This window comes from Bacillus sp. CCNWLW194 (assembly GCF_037120585.1).
Taxonomy (GTDB): Bacteria; Bacillota; Bacilli; order Bacillales; family Bacillaceae_G; genus Bacillus_A; species Bacillus_A basilensis.
Genome location: NZ_JBBBBL010000006.1, coordinates 246260 through 268436 on the forward strand (window position 1 = coordinate 246260; position 22177 = coordinate 268436).

A 22177-nucleotide genomic window follows, 5' to 3' on the forward strand; every position below is an offset into this window, starting at 1 on the left:
GAAAGTGAGGAAAACAATGGCGCACGTAAACAATACAAACAATGAATTAAAACGTACGATGAAAAGTAGACACTTATTCATGATTGCACTCGGTGGTGTGATTGGAACGGGGTTATTTAACGGATCTGGCTTTATTATAAGTAAAGCTGGGCCTGGTGGATCCGTACTTGCCTTTATGGCCGGTGGATTATTAATGTATCTCGTTATGCTATGTCTTGGTGAGCTTGCTGTAGCAATGCCTGTTTCTGGTTCTTTCCAGGAATATGCCACTAAGTTTATCAATCCTGCAACTGGGTTTACAATCGGATGGTTATATTGGTTAAGCTGGGCGAATACGACCGGTCTTGAATTTACAACTGCCGGTATTACAATGCAGCGCTGGTTTCCTGATATTCCTGTATGGGTTTGGTGTTTAATATTTGGCGTTACAATATTCACTATTAACGCACTATCTGCTCGTAGTTATGCAGAAACAGAATTTTGGTTTTCAAGTATAAAAGTATCTGCCATTATTGCTTTTATAATTCTTGGCGGCGCCGCTATGTTCGGTTTTATTGATTTAAAAGGCGACGAACCAGCTCCGCTATTATCAAATTTCGTAAATCATGGTGGTTTATTCCCAAATGGACTTGCAGCTATCCTATTAACAATGGTTACAGTCAATTATTCCTTCCAAGGTACAGAACTTGTCGGAATCGCTGCAGGTGAAAGTGAAGATCCAGCAAAAACTTTACCTCGTTCTATTAGAAATATTATATGGCGAACAATGTTTTTCTTCGTCTTAGCAATTTTTGTTCTCGTTGCTTTAATTCCTTGGGAAGAAGCAGGATTAACAAAGAGCCCATTCGTTGCTGTTTTTGATAATATCGGTATTCCATATGCAGCTGATATTATGAACTTTGTTATTCTTACTGCTGTTCTTTCTGTCGCAAACTCTGGACTATACGCGGCAACTCGCATGCTTTGGTCATTATCAAAAAATGAAATGGCCCCAGCCTTTTTAAAGAAATTATCATCACGAGGAATACCTCTAAACGCTTTAATTATGACAATTGCTATTTCTGCTTTTTCTCTTTTGACAAGCGTTGTAGCTGCTGAAACAGTTTACTTATGGTTAATTTCCATTTCTGGAGTCATAACAATCATTGTTTGGATGTCAATTTGTGTTTCTCAATTCTTTTTCCGTAAACATTATTTAGCCGAAGGTGGAAAATTAGCAGACTTAAAATTCAAAACTCCACTTTATCCTCTTGTACCAATTCTTGGTTTTGGACTGTATGGCATTATATTAATAAGTCTTATCTTTATCCCAGATCAAAGACTAGGAATCTATTGCACTGTACCATTTATCATCTTTTGCTACACTTACTATCACTTTAAAGTTAAGAAAAGAATTTCTACTAACACTCATAGTGAAACTAAAACTAGCGAGACTATGTAATACCCTACTTATATAAAAGACCGCACATGGATTTCACCTCATGTGCGGTCTTTTATCATTTATCATTTTCACCTGTTTTGTCGTTCCTTTATTTTCCTATACTTTTTAGAAGACGAGTCAGTGTTGCTATACTCTTTATACAAAGGATAATATCTGTATCGTTTCAACAGTAAATGCTACAATATTAGCAATTATGATTTTTTACTTTTTATAAGTTAATGATTTACCTTACTATTACTGTTTTGATATATTGAATATATATTACTGAAAATTTTTGAAATAGACAGGAGTTATGTACGATGATAAAAGGTTTCGGGGGAATATTTTGGAGAACTAAAAATATGGATGTTATAAAAAAATGGTATAGCGAAGTATTAAAAATTGAAATAGAAAATTGGAATGGGACAATAATTAAGCCCCAATTAGGAAATGAAACTATTTTTTCTTTCTTTACCGAAAATGACAATTATTTCCCGATAGAACAGCAAGTGATGTTAAATTTTGAAGTACATAATCTAAGTGAGACTATTCAGCATCTTGAGAAAATTGGCGTACCTCTTGAAAAGAAAGAAGAAATGAGTGAATTTGGAAAGTTTATTTGGATTAAAGATCCTGAAGGCCGACTAATCGAACTTTGGGAGAAATAATTGGTTATAGTCATTTGTGCTTTCATTCAACAAAGTAAGTAAAATAGCAATTCCCTGTCAGGATCAGACAACTATTATTTATACAAAGACACCCCTTTAATCAAAAATGATTAAAGGGGCGTCTTTTATATACGATTAAATTATAGTTCCGATTTCACCCGAACAGAAACATTATTTTTAATTATATTTTTGACATCTTTAAAGCTAACAAAATTGTTACTTTTCTCATCCCAAAGACGGAAACGTAGTGATTGTAAGCTTGTAGCAAGAGTAATTGTTGGTACATTTTTTAACGGAAGCGTATTATTGTGTGCCTCTTCTAGTTTATAGTTAGGTACTCTTGGGCTTAAATGGTGAACATGATGGAATCCAATATTACCAGTTAAGAATTGCAAGATTTTTGGAAGTTTATAAAATGAACTTCCTTCCACTGCCGCTTTCACATATTCCCAATCTTTATCCTCTTCAAAATAAGAATCCTCAAATGTGTGCTGTACGTAAAACAGCCAAATCCCTACTGAACCCGCTATTAAGAATATAGTACCATGTACTAACAGAAACGATTGCCACCCAATTGCCCAGCAAAGTATAGCTACTACAGCAACGATAATAATATTCGTCAAATACGTATTCATACGTTCTTTCTGTCTAGCACCTTTTCGGTTAAATCTATTTTTAAGCAAGAAAACATAAATCGGACCTAATCCAAACATAACGAAGGGATTGCGATATAAACGATATGCTAAACGAAGTCTAAATGGTGCAGCTACATATTCGTCCACTGTAAGCGTCCAAATATCTCCTGTACCTCTCTTATCTAAATTACCACTTGTAGCGTGATGAATCGCATGCTCATGCCCCCATTGATCAAATGGGAATAACGTTAACACACCCATACATGTCCCTACTATTCTATTTGCACGTCGACTTTTAAAGAATGAATAATGGGTACAATCATGAAAAATAATGAAAATTCGTGTCATAAAACCAGCGGCTAACAGAGATGGAACTAATGATAACCAATAAGAAACAGACAAACTTTTATAAGCGAGGTACCATAAAATAATAAATGGCACGACTGTGTTAATAAGTTGCCACACACTTTTTTTAATCGTTGATTTTTCATACGGAGCAACTTGTTTTTTTAAATTTTTAGTATTTTCTAATGTCATTTTTCTAATTCCTTTCCTTTTTGTTGCTAATTCACATTATAGCACACTATTAGTAGTAGGTGTTAAAAGTAGATGTAATAAATATTATATACTATAAAAATCTCTTTTTTCTTACTCAATACTTACAAATTACTTACGCCCAAAATAGCGCTATAATTGGACAGTTGAAGCATTTCATTTATCAAATAAATTTCCAGTCTTTACAATTAAAACAGCGAACTTTTTTACAAGCAGAAAAGAGCTGCCATAAGTCAGTTTCACCGGCTTATGGCAGCTCCTCTTCATTTCATTTTATTTTATCGATGGATCCAAACTGCACCTGCTGACTTATCTTCAGCTTGACCTACTACTTCAAACTTCAATCCTAGTTTCGGCAACTTACGTCCTGCATCTGGAATAACACTGTTGATATACTGCTTAGAATCATCAAATTTCGAAACGCCTGGTAATCCTTTATAGTCAAAGATACCGCGAGTTGGCGAATTTACTTTCCATGCTGGCGTTTGATCAAATGAGAATGCCGCATCGGCAATTTGATAACGGGTACTGCTCTTCACAGTAGGTTGTCCGTTTAATGTTCCTACGATTGCCTCTGGATGAGAATCTACTACTCCAAGGAATCCTTCGCCTGGATGAACGCCTACCCAGTTATCTGTAAAGCTTTGATCCGCATACCATACAACCATTCCTGCATTAAATACTGGACCACGTGCATATTGTAATGCAGTATCAGACCCAGCGTAATTACGCCATTCGATATAGTAGTTATGTTTTTTCTGTTCCAATCCGTTAGACACAGTAAATCCTTTTAACGTCATTGCTGGCTGGCCTTCTGCATCATCAGAGAAAACAACTTTTCCATCTACAGTTAATGCTGCATTGTCTAACGCAAATCCTTTATAAGCTACTGCAATATCTGTTACATACTCAAATTGCAGTTTTACTTTCTTTCCTTTGAATTGACTTAAATCGTATGATTTACCAACCCACTTACCATCCGTTGTATCTATACCACCTTTTACATCTTTTTCGCCCATTCGATCGATACGTGTCTTCGTTCCATCTTCTGTAATCGCATTTACGTCAAGGAAATCATACTTTGCTTCCAGTTCATAAAATGTCTTATAATCAAACTTAGCATCCGTTGCAGTCGTTAAGTCAAATACTGGTGTCTCAAGTGTTGTATGAATGTCATTTCCTTTAGTGCTGTAATAAAACTTCTTACCAAATGCTGATTCGATATTTTTTATATCTTTGTCTGGCAAGTTAACACGAACGATTCCTGGTCGTTTAGATTTTGTAACACTTTGATCTAGATATGTTGCAGTACCGACTCCAGTACGAAGTTTATCATAATCTACCTCAACGATATTCGCCCAGTTCCCCTTCATATTCTTTTGGAAAAACTCTTTATTTTGTGGTGAGAAACTTGTTGGCTCTGTTCCTGCAATTTTTCCAGCCCAGCTACCGCCGCTCATAAGGGACCATGATTCAACTGGTTCACCTTGCCCTGAGTACTTTGTATCATACTCATCTGGTAAGCCTAAATCATGACCGTACTCATGTGCAAACACACCAACCGCTCCGTCTTCAGGCTCAATTGTATAATCGTATGCAGCCATCTTTCCGCCCCAATTTGAAACAGAAGATTTTGTACCATCAATCGCATATGGCTTCGATCCTAGTTTTGAACGATGAGACCAAATTGCATCATCTTTCAATTTACCGCCGCCAGCCTCTTGGCCCACGCCAGCATGTACAACCATTAAGTGGTCAATAATTCCATCTGGCTCGTTTTTATTTCCATCACCATCTTGATCGTATTGATCAAATTGGTCATAGTCTGCTAAATTGATACCTTTTGCTACAGCTGCTTTTAATGCTTCTTTTACAAAATCCTTCGGGCCTAGGGGACCTTTGTTATCATGACCAGTTCCGGCATCCGCACCATAATCTGACGCTTTTCCTGGAACAGTAAGCCATTCCGTTACAGTTCCATCAACTGTATAGCTTCCGCCAGATTGTTCTTCATAATACTGTTTAAATGTATTAATCTTCGATCCATCAAATAAGGTAAATGGCTCATCACCAAATAACATTTTTTGATAATGTTCACGATTAAAGTCTTTAGAATACATATAACCTGGTTCTTGATCAATATTATTATGCTTAAAATCGCTAAATTCTACGAGTAAAACAAGTACTTCATCTTTTCGAACAGCTCCATTGTACTCAGCTTGTTTCGCTGGTGTAGTAGGTACTTTTCCATTTAATTTTCCTGGGTTCAATCCTACACCTTGTCCAGTTATCGATCCTAATTCGGGCTGCTGCGCCTGTTCATTTTCCTTCATTTTTGTATCTTTTACTTTTTTCATAAAATCTGAAGCTTCTTGCGTAAGATTATCTCCGGTCAAGATTTCTTTTCCAGGGTTTTCCCCTTTCTTTTTCTCAACATATTTTTCGACAGCCTTTGATGTCTCAGCTTGTGATGCAGATTGATCAATTACTCCCCGTTGCTTCAGCGCTTCTGCCAAACGCTCCTCTGGTATTAAATGCTCATCAATTGGTGGAGATGATGGCGTCTCAGCATACGCTGCATGACTTCCAAAAGCAAACGTACTACTTAGCACTGCTGCTGATGCTAAAACTAATACAGGTTTTAACTTCTTATTCTTATTCAATGTGTTTCCTCCCCGATGGTTGCAAATTATCGTTTTTTGCCGATAGCAACATAATATTCGTTATAATGCGAATATTCAATCTTTTTAAAGCGCTAAAATGTTGAGAAATATTTTTTGTAGGCTGAAAAAAATAAAATAAGTAAATTTACAGGAAGTCCACTCTAGAATTTTTGTTCCTCTTTCCTCTTTTGTTCGAGTGAAATCTCATCTACACAAAAAAAGCCAATTCCTAAGTACTAACTAAGGAATTGACATTTTTTAATGAGAATGCTTTATGAATAAACGGGTTGCTTCTTCTGGTACATAGAACTTGCCATTGCTTTCTACAACAACACTACCTAATTCATAATCTTTATTCTTAATACGAATTATATTTTTGTTAATAAATAATTGAGCTGTTACATTATTACGTTTTACTATGAGCACGGAATTTACTGCATCGGTTTTATCTATTGTTACTGTTGCCCCTTTTCGCTTAAAAGCTGATTCACTCTCTACAAATAATTTGTTTGTTATTTCTTCTAAGTTAAAACCCATTGCTTTCGCCATCGTCTTCCCAATGTCCGTGTTTTGAATCAAACCGTATGGCTTTTTAGGACCGTAAGAATATAAAAACACATCCTCACCTGTATGGCCTCCTGTTGTGAAGCCTATGTTCGCACGATTGGCCAATAATGTAGTAAGTATTGGACCTACATCCGATTTCTTTTTTGCTACTTTTACTCTTTCTTTTTCATCATAAGTTAAATTATCCAAACCGTATAATTTAGCTACATCTGCTACATTTGATAAATCAGATTTCAAATTATTTATAGTCCCCTCAAGTGTCATTTTCGATTTTTTCAATGGATCAATGTATGCAGAGACCGGCGTAGTATTATATCCTTTCGTCGTATTCATATTCCCAATAGAAATACCGCTGTTACCATGGTCAGTTAAAGCGATGAGCAGTGTATTCCCATCATTTTTTGCAAATTGCAACGCTTTTGCTACCGCTCCATCAAATGCTAATACATCACTAATCATCCCAATTGGATCATTCACATGAGCTGCCCAGTCTGGCTTACTTCCCTCTATAAATAAAAAGAAGCCATCTTTATCTTTTGATAACGTTTGAATCGCTTTTTCCGTCATTTGTGAAAGTGTTGGTTGCTCCGGATTTGTTTCTTCACGATCCATATCGAAAGCTAAGGCATTATGTGAAAAAGAACCCCAAATTTTATTAGATTTGGATTTCAATAATGCCTCTTTCGTTTCAACAAAGTCATATCCTTTATTTTGAATTACTTTTACTAAATCTTCTCCATCTTTTCGGATTCCACTATTTTTTATAGGTAGCAGTGCCGCTTTTCCCCCGCCTAATACGACATCTATATTTTGATACACTTGCTGCTCCGCAATTATGTCAAAACGCTTTCGATTGACATGATGAGCAGAAAATCCGGCCGGAGTAGCATGCTGAATTTCAGCTGTAGCAACAATTCCAGTTGCGCGACCAGTACGTTTGGCACCTTCTAAAACGTTGGCAACTGGCCGTAACTTATCCTCTTCTTTTATTGGTTTTAGGCCAGGTAAACTCATAATAGAAGGTAATACACCTACATATCCTGAATTCGATTTATTCCCCGTCGCTAAAGCTGTTGCTGCCGGGGCTGAGTCTGTTATAGCTGATTCCGCCGAATATGTATGAACTCCTCCTGTTACAATTTCATCTAATACAAGTGGTTTCCCTTTATACATGCGAGCTAATGTGGTTGCTGAAGAACTCGTTCCGTCCATAACCATCATGATTACATTTTTCGGTTGTCGTTCTGCTTTTTTCTCTTTAGCTTCCACCGTATGATAATTCATCATACTTTCAGTACCTAACATACTTAGTGTGATTGTTCCTACTAACAGTAACTTCTTCATCTTTAAACCCAATTCCGACATTATTGCGCCTCCATTAGTTTCACATTCATTTACATACAAAGTTCTGATTTCCCTTTACTTTTCACTACCTATATATGCTTTATTAATTCCCAATTCTTATAAAGCTAACAGTAGTAACTTTCTCATTCATTTAATGTCGGTATAGTTCATCTATCTTATATAGAAGATTTTTCATTATTAACTTGTTTAACAACAAATCGCCAATCAAAATAAATAAAAATTTATTGTTAAACAATAAATTTCATGGTAAATTAATAAGATATTAAATAAATGAGGTGCTTTTTATGAAACAAGGATCAACACTCTTCTTAAAGACAGCTGTGATTCTAATGGGTATCCCTGTTCTTGCTATGTGCATTTTTTTAGTCCCTAAAATAGGAAATTTCGCTGCAGAACTATATCCTGATATTGCATATATTAAATATCTTGTATTTATCAACTTATACGCAACAGCAATACCATATTATTTTGCGCTGTATCAAACATTTAAGCTTTTAAACTATATTGACAAAAACAACGCATTCTCAGAGTTGTCTGTTACAGCTTTAAAAAATATTAAGTACAGTGCACTAGCAATTAGTGTATTATATGTATTAGGTATGCCACTTTTCTATCTTGTGGCAGAGAGAGATGATGCCCCTGGCATTATTATTATCGGAATGATTATGATTTTTGCTTCAATGGTAATCGCGGTCTTTGCTGCCGTTCTCCAAAGACTATTAAAAGATGCTATAGATATAAAATCAGAAAATGATTTAACGGTCTGAGGTGAATAATATGGCAATTATTATTAATATTGATGTAATGTTAGCGAAAAGAAAAATGAGTGTAACAGAGCTTTCGGAGAAGGTTGGAATTACAATGGCTAACCTTTCTATTTTGAAAAACGGAAAAGCAAAAGCAGTTCGTTTTTCAACTTTAGAAGCCATTTGTAAAGCATTAGAATGCCAACCTGGGGATATTTTAGAATATCAACCTGAAGATACTGAATAAAAAGAGTCCTTCATACAAGAAGGACTCTTTTTATTGCACATTACGGCGCAAAACTAATTTGACCAGTAAACAATAAGATAATTGCGATAATCCAAAATATAAAAAATGATGAGGACAGTATGAATGAAAGAAAAGCAATCCCCTTCTTCTCTGTTTTTTTCGTCATTGTAATGATAGAAAGTATGATACCTACAACTGTGAGGGCAACTGTAATATAATCCCCCACTATATTACCTGCATTCGCTATCCTTGTTGGCGTTATAAAAACGAACAGAAAACATAAAATTCCTATAAGTAATGATATATAGCTTATTATACTGTACTTCTTTTTAGGAATTATTTCGGTTTTCATCTTAACCCACCCCTTCTATATAACTATGAGTTCATATTAGCACAATTAACCATAATTTGGTTAATATAAAAAAGAGATACAGCGGGAACTTCCACTGTATCTCTTTTTTATTTAATAAATAAACCTGCTATTTCTTCTTTATCATTATAAGTAATGATAAAGGTACGTTGTTCCTTACTATACTTCGCTACAAGAATAACAGTATATAATCCATCTTTTTCTTCAATCGATTGTTTCTCAATTTTTTCGAACGTACCAGCTTTCTCAATTACAGGTGTAAGATCTTTCATTTTTTCTTCTGGTAATCCAGCTTTCATTTTACTATCAAATTTTTCATGCACTTCTTTATACTTTGTTTCATTTAATAATGATACAATTTCTTCCGCCTTCGGAATAAATTTTTTTGATGTACTTTCATCTACTTTATTACCGGTACATGCTGCAAGCGCGAACGCCGCGATTGCACTTATAATAATAAGTAACATTCTTCTCATTTTAATACACCCTTTCTTTTTAAAATGAAACTATAACTAAAAACGAGTAAAGCACAAATTGCTATTGAAACTTCTGACATAATGATCCCGCTTTTCCCTGTTACATATAGCGAGATAATACTAGCCAATGCATTTACAGCCCCATGGATGAGAATTGCATATACAACATAACAAAATTTCTTTTGGACGACAGCTTGCAATACAATGAAGGAAAGCCCAACATGCAATATCATCGCAAAAATACGCTCGATACCGCCGAAATAATAGCTGTCAACATTTTGGATGACTGTTTGTGATAATAATAGGGATATTACCGGGATACCGACTATCAACACCGCCTCAATACCACCATGCCCTGCTCCAAATAAAAAACCAGACTGCCAATCTCGTTGCTTCATAAAATAACGCATTGCGATAAAACGAGCTATCTCTTCAAAAATTCCAGCTGATATACTAAGCAAAACTGCAAATAGTATAGGCTGCATAACAGAAAACATTTGAAATTCTGTGCTAGTTCCATTTAAATAATTCAGTATTGGTATGCGAATCAATATTTGTGATACAACAAAAGCCAATATACCTAACATATATGGAATATAGCGTTTCTTCCAAAAAGCATATAAAAGTGCTATAAGCGGGAAACCAAAGCTAATCATTGTTGTAAAAATAAGACCATTCATCTTGCTTCACCTCTTACTTAAAGTGTATAAAATCGAGTGAAGAAAGTATGTAGTTATTTCTTATTCGGTTTCATTTTCATCATAGATGGTCATTTCATCTCATTTAATATAAATGTTTGTGTGAAATAAGGACTTACATAAGTTGTTTCTAACGTCGCATTATTTGTTTTATTTATGATCCGTTTTAACGAAAATAGCCCGTACCCTCTAGCCCCTTCTTTACTTGAATGGTTTTTCTCATAAATTTTTTGCAAATCAATCGCTTCACTCTTCGAACTATTACGCACGATAAAATATTGTCGTAAATCCATTTCAAAGAATGCAATTTGCAATATCTTTTCCTCACTATGTACTGCTTCTTCAATTGCATTATCTACTAAAACTGAAATGATACGAATAAATGAAATAATCGTCATCGAAACACTTTCAATGTTCTCCGGTATATCAAGCATTACTTTTATTTGTTGCTGCTGGGCAGTGCTAACTTTTGCTCTTAATACGCTTCTTACTTCAGGAATTTGTATGCGAGATAATTTTGCGATATCAAGTTCATGATTATTTATTGTTTTTAATGTGGGAGCAATAACATCGTAGTACACTTGCTCAATTTCTTTCACATTTTTTGTACGTATTCCCTCTTCTAACGATAGTAATACATTCATATAATCATGACGGAAACTAGCAAGCTCATCATGCATATCCTCTAATTTCTCCACATAATCTAATAACTCTTTATCCAAACGTTTTTCATGCTCTTCTCGTAACTTTTCTTTCGATAAGTGTGAGCTTATAAGCACAATGATTAGTAATAATAAAAATATAATAATCGCTGAAATATAACTTACTTCACTGTATTGTTGATTTAATTGTGCTAAAAAATTAGTTGATGGCTGAGTTATAATTAGTTCAATAACAAATCCGATAATTAATAATATATAAGTTACATAGTATAACGGACTACCTACTATATATTGAGCGATTTTTTGAATTCTTTTACGCGCTACTAAAATACCGATAAAAGTAAGGATTGATACGATAAGATGAATCATGCTACCTGTCCATAAATATAAATTGAATGGCGTTAACATAAAGATTTTCATTCCTAAATCGAAAAGCAACATTTTCACTAACGTTATAATCACCATACTCACTAGTGCAAAATATAAATTATGCTTAAATTTTAATTCATTTTGCATTAATCCTAAACTTATTAAAAATAACACAATCGTACTATTCAACTCTGGATATCTCGTTACTGTTACGACTATAGCAAGTAAAAAAATGAATACCGCACTTAAAGCTATTAACATTCTAACTGACAATCTGTTGTACCGGATTAATTGTATGTATAAAAACGTATGACACATACTAGTAAGCAGTATTGCAAATAAATCATAAATATACATTACATCTCACCCTTTAACATGTTACGTACCTTACTCACTAAACGACGCGATACCGGAATACGTTTTCCACTTTTTAAAACTATCATTTTTTGCTTCGCATCGTAAGAAGACATTTGCTTCGTATTCACGATATATGATTGATGACAACGAAATAAACGTTCATCTATCATTTCAATTTCCTTTAAAGTTCCATAAAAATAAACGATTCGATCTAACGTCACTAATGCTAAACGGTGCGGTTCATCAGTCATAACATATTCAACTTCATGAAAAGGAACCCGCACAGTGGCATTACTATTTTCAACGATAAAGTCATCGGACGGAATAATATGCTTATTTCTCGCTTCATATTGGAGTAAACATTGTTCAAAAACTTTACACCTCTCCTCGTATGGCAACCCTTTATCAATAAAAGTTAAAGCTGATACCATGTATTGATATGAAATAGGTGCAAATTCAGAATGCGTTGTTACAAACACAATAATTCCTTGCGTATCATACTTACGTATTTCTTGCGCCACGTGTAACCCTTTTCGCTCTTCTCTTTTTATCTCTATATCTAAAAAATAGATTGGGACATACTTCGCCTTTGGAATATTAGTAATAATGTTTTCACTTTTACTAGTTACCTCGATAAAATCAAAAGGCAACCTATATTTCTCACAAATCTCTTCAACTAGCCGCTTCATTTGCTGCGCTTGTATGACATCATCTTCTAAAATGAAAATACTCATGTGATCACTCGCTTTATTGAAATCTTTTCATCTATAGATTTATCTATAACTATATAATTCAAATTGTTATACTAATCTCCTTCCCAAGAATTAAAATAATTAATTTGCTAAATCATAGAAAAACCTCAACTTTTCAAGCAAAAAGCTGAGGTTTTGTTCTAACTATTTATAAATTTATTACTCACTACCTAAAAAACTCCGAGTAATGTGCTAAAGAATAATCCGCTACATCACAACTCCCTTGAAACATGCATGTTGAAATACCTAACTCTTTTGCAGGCAATAAATCTAATTCTCTATCCCCAATAACTAAATCAATATTGTGCTTTTTATGCAAATGATCATAAGATAAAGCGTTCGGTTTTCGGGGGAAACCATCGTCAATTGTAACCATGTCGATGAAGTATTTCTCCCAGCCGTAATGATTTAATATAGATAATACCCCCGCTCTATCTTTATGAGTCATAATTACATTTTTATCAGCAAACTTTAAAACCTCTTCCACTTTTTCAAATGGTTTTATATCTTCTATAATAATTCGACTCTCTAATACATCAATTTCACTTAATTGGTTTTTAGATATTTCATAGTAATCAATTGTGTGAGAAAATGAAACCTTTAAATTTGTATAGATTTCTTCTTCACTTATTTCCTCTCCTAAAACTTGAGAAATAATCCTTGTATAAACTGGATACGTATCAAATAATGTACCATCAAAATCCCATAAAATATTCATTATGTTCACCTTCTATTTTTAAATCATTTGATGATTAAATCCGCCCTATCCTTCGGCGATTCCGTTTCTAAGTAATAATCCTCTGCCTTCCAATACCTATTCTCAAACTTTGAAAGGTTTTTCTGCGTTTCCGGACTCTCCCGAAGAAAACGTGTCTCTCTTGGACAATCCAAATACACCATATAGTGAAAAAAATCTCTCCATTCTTTTCGCTGTAGAAAAACACCTTCAATTATAATTACGCCTACTATGGGAATCGGTACTTTTTTCATTTCACATGTATCTGTGTCATCATAATAGAACTGTAATTTCAATTTTGTTTCATATTGTAACTTTTGAAAAAACTTCTGACGGATCCACTCAATATCCCATTGTAAATAATAATACTCATACCATTCTTCATAGCCAGTATGATATCGTTTATTACGCTCTACTATATGATCATCAATATGAAAAATATGAAACGGAATACTTTCTTGTTTCATATTTTCTTTTAAGTTTGTTACAAATGTTGTTTTACCCGATCGACTTAGTCCATCAATACCTAGAATGAACCTATTTTCTTTATGCTTCTTCATAATATTTATAAGCTCATGTGTACTCATTACTTTTTCCACTCTTCTTTTAATAAAGAATATAAAATCGTATCATGAGCAACTCCATTTTGAATCATATGTTTTCGAAGTAATCCTTCTTCTTGAAAACCTGCTTTACTTAATAATTTTTGAGAAGCTTTATTTTCTACATATACAACAGCAGCAATTCTTATAAGTTGCAACGTTTCAAATCCGTAACCTAAAATTGCTTGTAACGCTTCAGTTGCATATCCTTGTCCCCAATATGTATCATCTAATTCATAGCCAATTTCAGCTCGCTTATGATGATGATTAATTAAATGAAATCCGCACGTTCCGATTAATTGACCCGTCCCCTTTTTCTCTATTCCCCATCGAAATACACTTCCCTCTTCATAACGATTTTTAAACGTTTGAATCGTTGTTTTCGCTTGCTCAATATTTTCGAAAGAATCCATTCCGAAATAACGTATAACAGATTCTTTTGAAAAATAATGGAACATCGTTTCGGCATCTAACAGTGTAAGTTCTCTTAATTGTAAACGTTCTGTTTCTAGTTTCGGAAACCCCATCTCTTTTTCTCCTTCTATTCTAATGAACTGCAAATTTCAATATAATTCCCATCCGGATCGGTAATGTATGCAATTGTTTGTCCCCACGGTTTTACAATTGGCTCAACTAAAATCTTAATACCTTGCTCTCTAAATTGCTCAATCGTTTCTTGTACATTCTCAACAACGAATCCTAATTCGAAATGAGAAGATTGTAACTCTCCTTCTGTAAGTGGTAGTCCAGTTAATGATTTCACATCTTGCCGCGTGTTCATCGCTAATATTGTAGATCCAGTATTAAATTCAATATATGTACCATGCTCTTCTTTTATAGGTAACTGTAAAATATCTTTATAAAACCTTAAACATTCTTCAAACTTTTCTACGTATAAAATGATGTACTTCATTTTTAAATTCATTTTACATCCCCCTTTATATCCATCCCTAAAATTTCGACAAAAGTCTCATAAAAACCTTGTTTCCTATAGTAACGAGCACAAAAAAATGAGGCCGATTTCTCGGCCTCCCAGCTTATTGGCATAAAACAGGAGATTTGGTTTGGACATAACCAGTTCGTACCCTTATTATATTTTATTTTTTCTGAATTTTAAATACATTAAATACCTATTTATATTGAGAAAGTTTTTTCACTTGCATAAAATTAAGGGGTTTAAGAAATGCTACAAATGGAGGTGTATACATATGGAACCAATGCTATGTCCAAGCTGTAAAACGAACCGTACCCGCTTTAATATTCTTGAGCAACAAGTAAAACCAGTCAAATTAAATCCACAAACTGGTCAAGTAGAAGAAGAATACACAAATGAAACGATAAATGCTTTTCATATGGCTTATCAAGGACCTACATACCGTGTCCAATGTGCTGTATGTGGGCTTGTTGAAAATCCAGAGCAATTTATTAAACCTGCTCAAAGCCAGTCTTTTTCTTAAACACTTTTATTACCCCCTACCAATTTTCTATAGGGGGTTTTTTCGTTTAATATGTTAATAAAAAAACGTTTTTCTTCCTTATTATAAATCACACCCCACACCTTTTTAGTGATCTTTTATTTTTTGATCCTCAATATGAATCTTTTTTTCTTCATTTATTATTTTTGGGGATTGGGATTGGGATTGGTTTTGTAACTATTAATTTTGTACCTTCATATAGATTTTTATTATATAAAAAAGAGTGAACAAATTATGTTTATATAGAGACAAAAGAAGTTGATTCTGGCATTTCTCCTCATCAACTTCTTTTATACTCCACTCTTTATTATAATATTTCACTTTTTAATTTCTTGATTTTCCAAGTGAGTCTTATAAAGAAGTACATCCACATACAACCTGTAAGACCGGTTATAGCTTTCGCCCAAATTGGCACTCTTGATTCCATCGGGCTTAAAAATAGGTTATACATTGATAGTAATATACTTGCTGATATAATAACAAGAAATAGTAATAATTCATTTAGTTTTTGTATCCTCGTCTCCTTTTCAGAGTAAATATCAGGCAATTCATTTACCTCTTCTACTTCTTTACAAAAATAATTCCATCTTGTGAAACTTGTTACGCGTTTCCAACCTGACATTTCGTATATTTCGAAATACTCTTGTTGTTGTTCTTTCGAATCTCTATAAACCAATCTAAAATCAGCTTTGTATATTACATCTTTTGGCTCTGTTTTCTGAAACGTATACATTAAATTATATTTTTGTAATCCCCAACCTTGTTGATGCATCTTTCGTAAAAAAGCTTCTTCTTTTTCTAAATTCCATGCCGTAAAAAATTTGAATACCTTTTTAGTCTCCATCTTCCATTCACTCCCCTAATATACTATTTCCATTCCTTACAGATCTCTGCAACCTGTTATACTCTAGCTCTAACACTTCTCTACCAAGTGGGGTTAACTCATAACACTTCTTTCTATCTGTAGAAGCAACTTCCACAATTAATTTCTCTTTTAATAATTTCGTCGTATTCCCGTATAAAGTTCCAGGACCGAGCTTTACTTCTCCATTTGTCATCTCTTCTACCATTTGCATAATTCCATAGCCGTGCATTGGTTTCACTAGTGATAACAGTATGTAATATGTTGCCTCAGTTAAAGGAATGTATTTTCTCGCTTTCGTATTCATTATAACCACCTCCAATACATCGCTTGTTGATATATCGACAAGCGATACATCGTATACCGATATTATATATTTATATTCCAAAATATGCAATATTATAATTTAATAACCAGATATTTATTTCTTTGAATTAAAAAATCATATAAATTTTCTGAATAATTTGTTAAAATATAGAAATATCCGTTTATATTTTGAAAGGAATGATACATATGATACATAAATTGAAAGAAAACATAGGATCTGTTTTTATCGGTAAAGAAAATGTTATTGATCTATTACTCGTTTCATTGCTTGCTGATGGACATGTACTGCTCGAAGATGTGCCTGGTACGGGGAAAACGTTACTGGCGAAAACCATTTCAAAAAGTATTAGTGGTAATTTTTCTCGCGTCCAATTTACACCGGATGTACTTCCAAGTGATGTAACAGGTATTGAATACTTCAATCCTAAAACCAGCGAATTCGAGTTAAGAATTGGACCAGTTATGACAAACATTTTACTAGCAGATGAAATTAACCGCGCAATGCCTAGAACACAATCCAGTCTGTTAGAAGCGATGGAAGAACGACAAGTGACGCTTGAAAAACAATCGACTTCACTTCCGAAACCATTTTTTGTTATTGCGACGCAAAACCCAATTGAATCACAAGGAACTTTCCCTCTTCCAGATGCACAGCTTGATCGCTTTTTAATGACGATTTCAATCGGTTATCCGGCCCCAGAAGATGAGTTACAAATGATGCGACGTTTTCGTAACGATACACCATTAGAAAGTGTCACCCCTGTTATATCTTTAGAAGATATATTAGAATCACAGAAACGAGTAAAAGAAATTTTCGTATCAGAACCGGTAGAACATTACATTATTAAACTTGCTCATGCTACAAGAAATCATGATTATATCGCTAACGGTGTAAGTCCACGTGCTACACTTGCTTTAGTGCGTGCAGCTCAGGCATTCGCCTTTTTAGGTGGGAGAGAATATTGCACACCAGAAGATATACAATTTTTAGTTCCTTCTGTTTGGAATCACCGTATCGTCTTATCAATGGAAGGCGCATTACGCACGACAAAAAATGAAATCATGCAAAGGATTTTAAAAGAGGTTGACGTACCAGTGGAGATTGAACAAACATGAATGGACAGCGCGTTGTAACAGTACCTTTATTTTTTCAACTTCATATTATTCAACTAACTGTACCAGGCGCTATACTATTTACTTTTTTTATGCCGCAACGAATCATTATGTTTTTCTTTTTCTTCTATTATTTATTTGCAATTTTCATTTATAAATATGTCGCTTACGTTGAGAAAAAATTTCAAATTATAAATGAGAAACAAACAACTCGGCTTTTCCCTAATGAATCTGGACAGTTTTTTATTCATTTAAAAAATGGAGCAAATATACCACTCGTTAATGGTTTTTGTTATTTTCATTTAGACCCGTCCCTACTACCGCATAAAGATCAAGGGATTGATCAAATATCAAAAACGCTATTCTCTTTCCCATTTTCACAACCTGCATACTCAGCACAAAAATGGGATTTGACATTAACCGCAACGAAGCGTGGTGTGTTCCAAATAGAACAATTCGAATGTGTCTTAAAAGATCCTTTTCATTTATTATCTGTATATCTACCTGTATTTGATAAATTAAGAACTGAAATTATTGTGTATCCATCACCTAAAAAAGTGGCAGGTTTGCAAGAACTTCAGCAACTTTTAAATGGTTCTTATCGAACGAATTTTTCTTTTTATAATGATGAAACATCTATTATCGGTGTTAAACGATATGAACGTGAATCTTTCCGTTCAATTCATTGGAAAGCCTCTGCTAAAATGCAGGAGTTACAGGCAAAGCAATATGAACCTGTAAAAAATTATAGTTGGACGATTTGTCTTTCTTTAGCTGCTGATCGCGGGTTTGGTTGGAAAGATAATATAGAAGATCTTATTTCATTTACAACATACATTTGCCAATACGCAACGAAACATCAAATACCGTTTGAATTATTTATTAGTGTATTAGCAGAAGGTGGTCCTCTGCACTTACCATTAAATGAAGGACAAACACATTACGCAAAAGCTTTAGAAGAATTGGCACGTATTTCAGACGATAGCACATTAATTCCGAAACAAGGATTTCTCCATTATACAAATAGAAAAGGAGAACGATCGTCTACAATGATTTACATTGGCTTGCAAAAGAATGACCTCTCTCTTCTATCGCAACCTACGTTTCTCATAAATAACGAAGGGATGGTGGAAAAGCTTGAAAACTTGGCTCTATCACGTTAATGACTTTATTCTGCTGCTCCTCCTTTCGTTATTAACTGAAAGGGACGAGTTAATTGCTGTTGCTATATTTTTAGCAACAGGCTATATTGGTGTATTTCTAATCCATAAATTCATGAAGAAAAAAACGACAGGTTTTATCATTCTGTTAATGACTCAAATAATCGGTTGTTCTATCTTTCTCCCTTTCTCTCTATTTGGCACAATTATATTACCGCTTTTCTTCTTTATCGTACACGTAGTCGGACCTGGGTATCCAGTTCAAAAATCGTTAGGCGGCATTATATGGTTTGGTATTTCGGCTATATTTTATGCGCCTTTTCCACCGTTATGGAAACTGTTACTATTAGTTATACACATTATGATTACATTTTGGTTAACCGGGGCAAATCGGAATCAACAGTTATTACGTTTCACTTCAATCATTACAATTGGTGTAATGAGTATAATAATCGTTCAAGTGTTTCCTTTTATTCGTCTTATTTTTAGTTTTATTATAGAAGTAGTCGCATTAGGGATTGGTTATGTTATAAATCCATTTCTCATAGCAGCTGAATTAAAAGATACTGAAGGGGTTTGGGCAAGTAAAGGGCATCTCTTAAAACCTCAAATTGAAAAAAACGGAGAAAAACCTCCTGATTTTGATCCAACCCTTATAAATAGCATGACCATAATAGCCTGTGCAGCCATTGCTATTTATGTCGTTTGGAAAATAGTAAAAAAACGAAAACATTTAAGTTTACCAAATATGCCTGCCTTCGAATCTACTATCATTACCGATAAAGAAGGTATAACCCAAAGCCGATTTAAACGCAACAAGCCACCATATAACGAAATTCGAAAAGAAATTTTCAAGCTTGAGAGTAAGTTAACTCCTCCTTTAAATAGAAAGCGTGGAGAAACTGTTGAGGCCTGGTTAGAAAGAATAAATAGTGAAGAAGATGTAAATATTGAGAGTCATATTATTATAAATGCTTATAATACAGTGCGTTATTCTAATGAGGAAAACACCGTACTTTTGCATGAATTTAAGGAAGAGATTCATAAGCTTTATATGTATCAGAAGAGTTTAAAGAAAAGGAAGAAGTAACACAATAAAAAGACTCCTATTTTTATAGGAGTCTTTTTATACTTCTACGTTACTTTTTAAATTGAGGCGTTTTTTCCTGCTTCAATCTCTAATGACTCTTCATGCCACCAAAGTGTTTCTTCAGGGTCTTCTTTAGCGATTTGGTGTGCTTCTTTCTTCGTTTCTACTGTAGGATATGAACCTTTTAGCGCACGTCCTGATGTTGTAACGAATAGTATACTAAATACAACTAATCCAATAACACTTACACCTGTTAAATAAAATGCCGGTGCAAGCGGGTTACCGGTTGCATGAACTAAATAGGAACATACAAGTGGTGTTGTGCCACCGAATATCGATACAGAAATATTAAATGAGATCGAAAGTGCTCGATAACGTACATCAGTGAAAAAGAGTGATGGTAATAATGAAGGTAATGTTCCTTCATATACACTTAGGAAGAAACCTAATACGAAAATACCTGCAAATATAGCTGCAATATGCCCGTTACCTATTAGTAAAAATGCTGGAATTGCAAATACAGTTAAACCAAGTAAACCAATTTGCACGACGCGTTTATTACCAATTTTATCACTTAATTTACCGAAATATAGTGCTAGTGGAATCATAAGTGCCATCGTAATAGAAATAATTAATAAGCCAGTTGTTTCTTTGACTTTAAGTACTTGAGTTAGATAAGAAGGAATATACGAAAGAATCATATAATTTGTAATATTAAAGAAGGCGACAATTACTGTGCTTAATAAGAAGTCTTTTTTGTGATATTTAATAATATCCATAAATGAAAATTGTTCATTGTCTTCAGATTCCTCTTGTGCTTTTTCCATCTCTTCAAAGATGGGAGATTCATCTAAATGACGGCGTAAGTATAAACCGACCAAACCAATTGGTGCAGCAATTAAGAAAGGAATACGCCAGCCCCAGCTGAGCATTTGCTCATCTGTTAACAATAACGTCAAAATGGTAACAATTACCGATGCAGCAATGTAACCTGAGAGTGTTCCAATTTCAAGACCACTACCGAGTATACCACGCTTTTTATCTGGAGAAGATTCTGCGATATAAACCATTGCACCTGAATATTCGCCGCCTGTAGAGAAGCCTTGAATCATTCGGGCAACTAAAAGTAGTATTGGTGCCCACACACCAATTTGTTCATAGGTTGGTAGTAATGCGATGAATAATGTAGAAAGTGCCATTAAAATAATAGTAGTACTTAACACGATTTTTCGGCCGTACTTATCTCCTATTCTACCAAAGAATACACCTCCGATTGGTCGAACGAGAAAGGCTACTGCAAATGTACCGAATGTAAGTACAAGTTGCAATCCACTATTATCAACACCTGAGAAGAATAATTGACTTAAAATTACCGCTAAATACGCGTATAATCCGAAGTCAAACCACTCCATTGCATTCCCTATACCAGTAGCAACTACTGCTTTCCTGGCTTGTTTAGGATTGACAATATTAACGTCTTGAGGTTCAAAATTTAAATCATTATTTTCTTGCATATAATAAAACAGCTCCTTATTTAATTTAACTTCTTTAAGCACACCTTCTCTTATTGAATAAAATTAATTCGAAGCACTTAAGGAAAAGCAATGTCTCCTTATCTGTTATTATTATTTCACATAATTAATTATTTGTCCAATTAAATGCTATTTTTATATAAAATTACATCCTGTTTAATTTGTTATAAAATGACGTTTAGCTTATATAATGTATACCTTTACACTACAAATGAAACTTTAATTTATTTATATTTATAACGTTTCTATAATTGCTTCCTCTAACCTAGAAATCAGTAACTTTTACTAAAGATTTGCATATATTTAAAAAGTGAACTCATTAGCTCGAATTTCGTCTTATTACATTCACCTATAATATTATTATAGGTTTAAAGGAGGCTATTTTATGTTGGAAATAATATTGTTACTTACTACTGTTTCTTTTCTTTTAATTATTTCTGTATTTTTCATTACCTTAAAACAATTTAAAGAAATTAAAAATATAAAAAACATATTAACTACCAAAAAAGGAAATGAAAAAAATACATCCGAAAACTCAATCCCTTTGCAATTAGACCTTAGCGTTCTTAATAATTTACTCGCTTCAGGAATAAATAAAGGTTCTAATTCAGGTAATGAAAATTCTGAGTCTGATAAAACTAAATAGTCGTTACGTATATATCTAAAATATATATCTCCTATTTTATCTAATCTTATTAACAACTACCTCTGATTAAAAAGGAGACTACTT

At 33.8% G+C, this 22177-nt stretch carries 24 protein-coding genes; 9 read left to right on the plus strand and 15 right to left on the minus strand.

Going from position 1 to position 22177, the window contains the following annotated elements; genetic code table 11:
* Positions 1 to 16 precede the first annotated feature (16 nt).
* Entirely contained in the window at positions 17 to 1441 is a 1425-nt protein-coding gene (locus tag V7S50_RS16125) for an amino acid permease (RefSeq protein ID WP_242252830.1), read from the plus strand.
* A gap of 299 nt (positions 1442 to 1740) precedes the next feature.
* Positions 1741 to 2088, plus strand: coding sequence for a VOC family protein (locus V7S50_RS16130; RefSeq protein WP_063225334.1), 348 nt, complete (start codon positions 1741 to 1743; stop codon positions 2086 to 2088).
* A 140-nt stretch (positions 2089 to 2228) separates the two neighbouring features.
* Here the strand turns inward: V7S50_RS16130 and V7S50_RS16135 are convergent, their stop codons facing one another.
* The 3 genes from V7S50_RS16135 to V7S50_RS16145 form a co-directional block, all read right to left on the minus strand.
* On the minus strand, positions 2229 to 3260 hold the full coding sequence (locus tag V7S50_RS16135) for a fatty acid desaturase (protein ID WP_242252828.1): 1032 nt from the start codon (positions 3258 to 3260) through the stop codon (positions 2229 to 2231).
* A gap of 296 nt (positions 3261 to 3556) precedes the next feature.
* Entirely contained in the window at positions 3557 to 5941 is a 2385-nt protein-coding gene (locus tag V7S50_RS16140) for an immune inhibitor A domain-containing protein (protein WP_242252826.1), read from the minus strand.
* A 258-nt stretch (positions 5942 to 6199) separates the two neighbouring features.
* Positions 6200 to 7873 carry an alkaline phosphatase gene (locus V7S50_RS16145; RefSeq protein ID WP_242252824.1) on the minus strand — a complete coding sequence of 558 codons (1674 nt, stop codon included), beginning with the start codon at positions 7871 to 7873 and terminating at the stop codon, positions 6200 to 6202.
* A 284-nt stretch (positions 7874 to 8157) separates the two neighbouring features.
* Between V7S50_RS16145 and V7S50_RS16150 the strand changes: the two genes are divergently transcribed.
* Complete coding sequence (locus V7S50_RS16150) at positions 8158 to 8640, plus strand: DUF2975 domain-containing protein (RefSeq protein ID WP_063225330.1); 483 nt, start codon at positions 8158 to 8160, stop codon at positions 8638 to 8640.
* A 10-nt stretch (positions 8641 to 8650) separates the two neighbouring features.
* A complete protein-coding gene (locus tag V7S50_RS16155; RefSeq protein WP_000974619.1) occupies positions 8651 to 8866 on the plus strand; it encodes a helix-turn-helix domain-containing protein in 216 nt (71 codons plus the stop codon).
* Positions 8867 to 8906: 40 nt separating this feature from the next.
* Here the strand turns inward: V7S50_RS16155 and V7S50_RS16160 are convergent, their stop codons facing one another.
* The 9 genes from V7S50_RS16160 to V7S50_RS16200 form a co-directional block, all read right to left on the minus strand.
* A complete protein-coding gene (locus V7S50_RS16160; RefSeq protein WP_063225329.1) occupies positions 8907 to 9218 on the minus strand; it encodes a hypothetical protein in 312 nt (103 codons plus the stop codon).
* Between the two features lie 107 nt (positions 9219 to 9325).
* On the minus strand, positions 9326 to 9712 hold the full coding sequence (locus V7S50_RS16165) for a DUF3887 domain-containing protein (protein WP_242252822.1): 387 nt from the start codon (positions 9710 to 9712) through the stop codon (positions 9326 to 9328).
* Positions 9709 to 10392 (minus strand): YhfC family glutamic-type intramembrane protease, encoded by a 684-nt coding sequence (locus V7S50_RS16170; protein WP_242252820.1) that lies wholly within the window; start codon positions 10390 to 10392, stop codon positions 9709 to 9711. The genes V7S50_RS16165 and V7S50_RS16170 overlap by 4 nt, the downstream gene beginning before the upstream one ends.
* Positions 10393 to 10481: 89 nt before the next feature.
* Positions 10482 to 11798: a GHKL domain-containing protein gene (locus tag V7S50_RS16175; protein ID WP_242252819.1), complete on the minus strand. Its 1317-nt coding sequence runs from the start codon at positions 11796 to 11798 to the stop codon at positions 10482 to 10484.
* Positions 11798 to 12532: a LytR/AlgR family response regulator transcription factor gene (locus V7S50_RS16180; protein ID WP_242252818.1), complete on the minus strand. Its 735-nt coding sequence runs from the start codon at positions 12530 to 12532 to the stop codon at positions 11798 to 11800. Before V7S50_RS16180 ends, V7S50_RS16175 begins: the two co-directional genes overlap by 1 nt.
* 184 nt (positions 12533 to 12716) lie before the next feature.
* Entirely contained in the window at positions 12717 to 13268 is a 552-nt protein-coding gene (locus tag V7S50_RS16185; RefSeq protein ID WP_242252817.1) for an HAD-IA family hydrolase, read from the minus strand.
* 23 nt (positions 13269 to 13291) lie between these two features.
* Entirely contained in the window at positions 13292 to 13873 is a 582-nt protein-coding gene (locus V7S50_RS16190; RefSeq protein ID WP_242252816.1) for a kinase, read from the minus strand.
* A complete protein-coding gene (locus tag V7S50_RS16195; protein WP_242252815.1) occupies positions 13873 to 14415 on the minus strand; it encodes a GNAT family N-acetyltransferase in 543 nt (180 codons plus the stop codon). Before V7S50_RS16195 ends, V7S50_RS16190 begins: the two co-directional genes overlap by 1 nt.
* A gap of 14 nt (positions 14416 to 14429) precedes the next feature.
* A complete protein-coding gene (locus V7S50_RS16200) occupies positions 14430 to 14813 on the minus strand; it encodes a VOC family protein (RefSeq protein WP_242252814.1) in 384 nt (127 codons plus the stop codon).
* Between the two features lie 283 nt (positions 14814 to 15096).
* Between V7S50_RS16200 and V7S50_RS16205 the strand changes: the two genes are divergently transcribed.
* Positions 15097 to 15345: a DNA alkylation repair protein gene (locus V7S50_RS16205; protein WP_242252813.1), complete on the plus strand. Its 249-nt coding sequence runs from the start codon at positions 15097 to 15099 to the stop codon at positions 15343 to 15345.
* Positions 15346 to 15670: 325 nt separating this feature from the next.
* Here V7S50_RS16205 and V7S50_RS16210 read toward each other — a convergent pair whose 3' ends face one another.
* Together V7S50_RS16210 and V7S50_RS16215 are read right to left on the minus strand one after the other, a co-directional pair.
* Positions 15671 to 16207 (minus strand): DUF2812 domain-containing protein, encoded by a 537-nt coding sequence (locus V7S50_RS16210; RefSeq protein ID WP_242252812.1) that lies wholly within the window; start codon positions 16205 to 16207, stop codon positions 15671 to 15673.
* Positions 16208 to 16214: 7 nt separating this feature from the next.
* Positions 16215 to 16532 carry a PadR family transcriptional regulator gene (locus V7S50_RS16215; protein ID WP_001092644.1) on the minus strand — a complete coding sequence of 106 codons (318 nt, stop codon included), beginning with the start codon at positions 16530 to 16532 and terminating at the stop codon, positions 16215 to 16217.
* 206 nt (positions 16533 to 16738) lie between these two features.
* On the opposite strand from V7S50_RS16215, the gene V7S50_RS16220 reads away from it, so the two are divergent.
* Genes V7S50_RS16220 through V7S50_RS16230 form a run of 3 tightly spaced genes read left to right on the plus strand, consistent with a single transcriptional unit; the run spans position 16739 to position 19915 of the window.
* Positions 16739 to 17668: an AAA family ATPase gene (locus V7S50_RS16220; protein ID WP_242253100.1), complete on the plus strand. Its 930-nt coding sequence runs from the start codon at positions 16739 to 16741 to the stop codon at positions 17666 to 17668.
* Positions 17665 to 18828, plus strand: a complete 1164-nt coding sequence (locus V7S50_RS16225) for a DUF58 domain-containing protein (protein WP_242252809.1) — start codon at positions 17665 to 17667, stop codon at positions 18826 to 18828. The genes V7S50_RS16220 and V7S50_RS16225 overlap by 4 nt, the downstream gene beginning before the upstream one ends.
* A complete protein-coding gene (locus V7S50_RS16230) occupies positions 18803 to 19915 on the plus strand; it encodes a DUF4018 domain-containing protein (RefSeq protein WP_242252807.1) in 1113 nt (370 codons plus the stop codon). The genes V7S50_RS16225 and V7S50_RS16230 overlap by 26 nt, the downstream gene beginning before the upstream one ends.
* A gap of 56 nt (positions 19916 to 19971) precedes the next feature.
* On the opposite strand, the gene V7S50_RS16235 is transcribed toward V7S50_RS16230, so the two are convergent.
* Positions 19972 to 21429: an MFS transporter gene (locus tag V7S50_RS16235; protein ID WP_242252805.1), complete on the minus strand. Its 1458-nt coding sequence runs from the start codon at positions 21427 to 21429 to the stop codon at positions 19972 to 19974.
* Positions 21430 to 21832: 403 nt separating this feature from the next.
* Here V7S50_RS16235 and V7S50_RS16240 point away from each other — a divergent pair, with 403 nt between their 5' ends.
* Positions 21833 to 22093, plus strand: a complete 261-nt coding sequence (locus tag V7S50_RS16240) for a hypothetical protein (protein ID WP_242252804.1) — start codon at positions 21833 to 21835, stop codon at positions 22091 to 22093.
* Positions 22094 to 22177 lie beyond the last annotated feature (84 nt).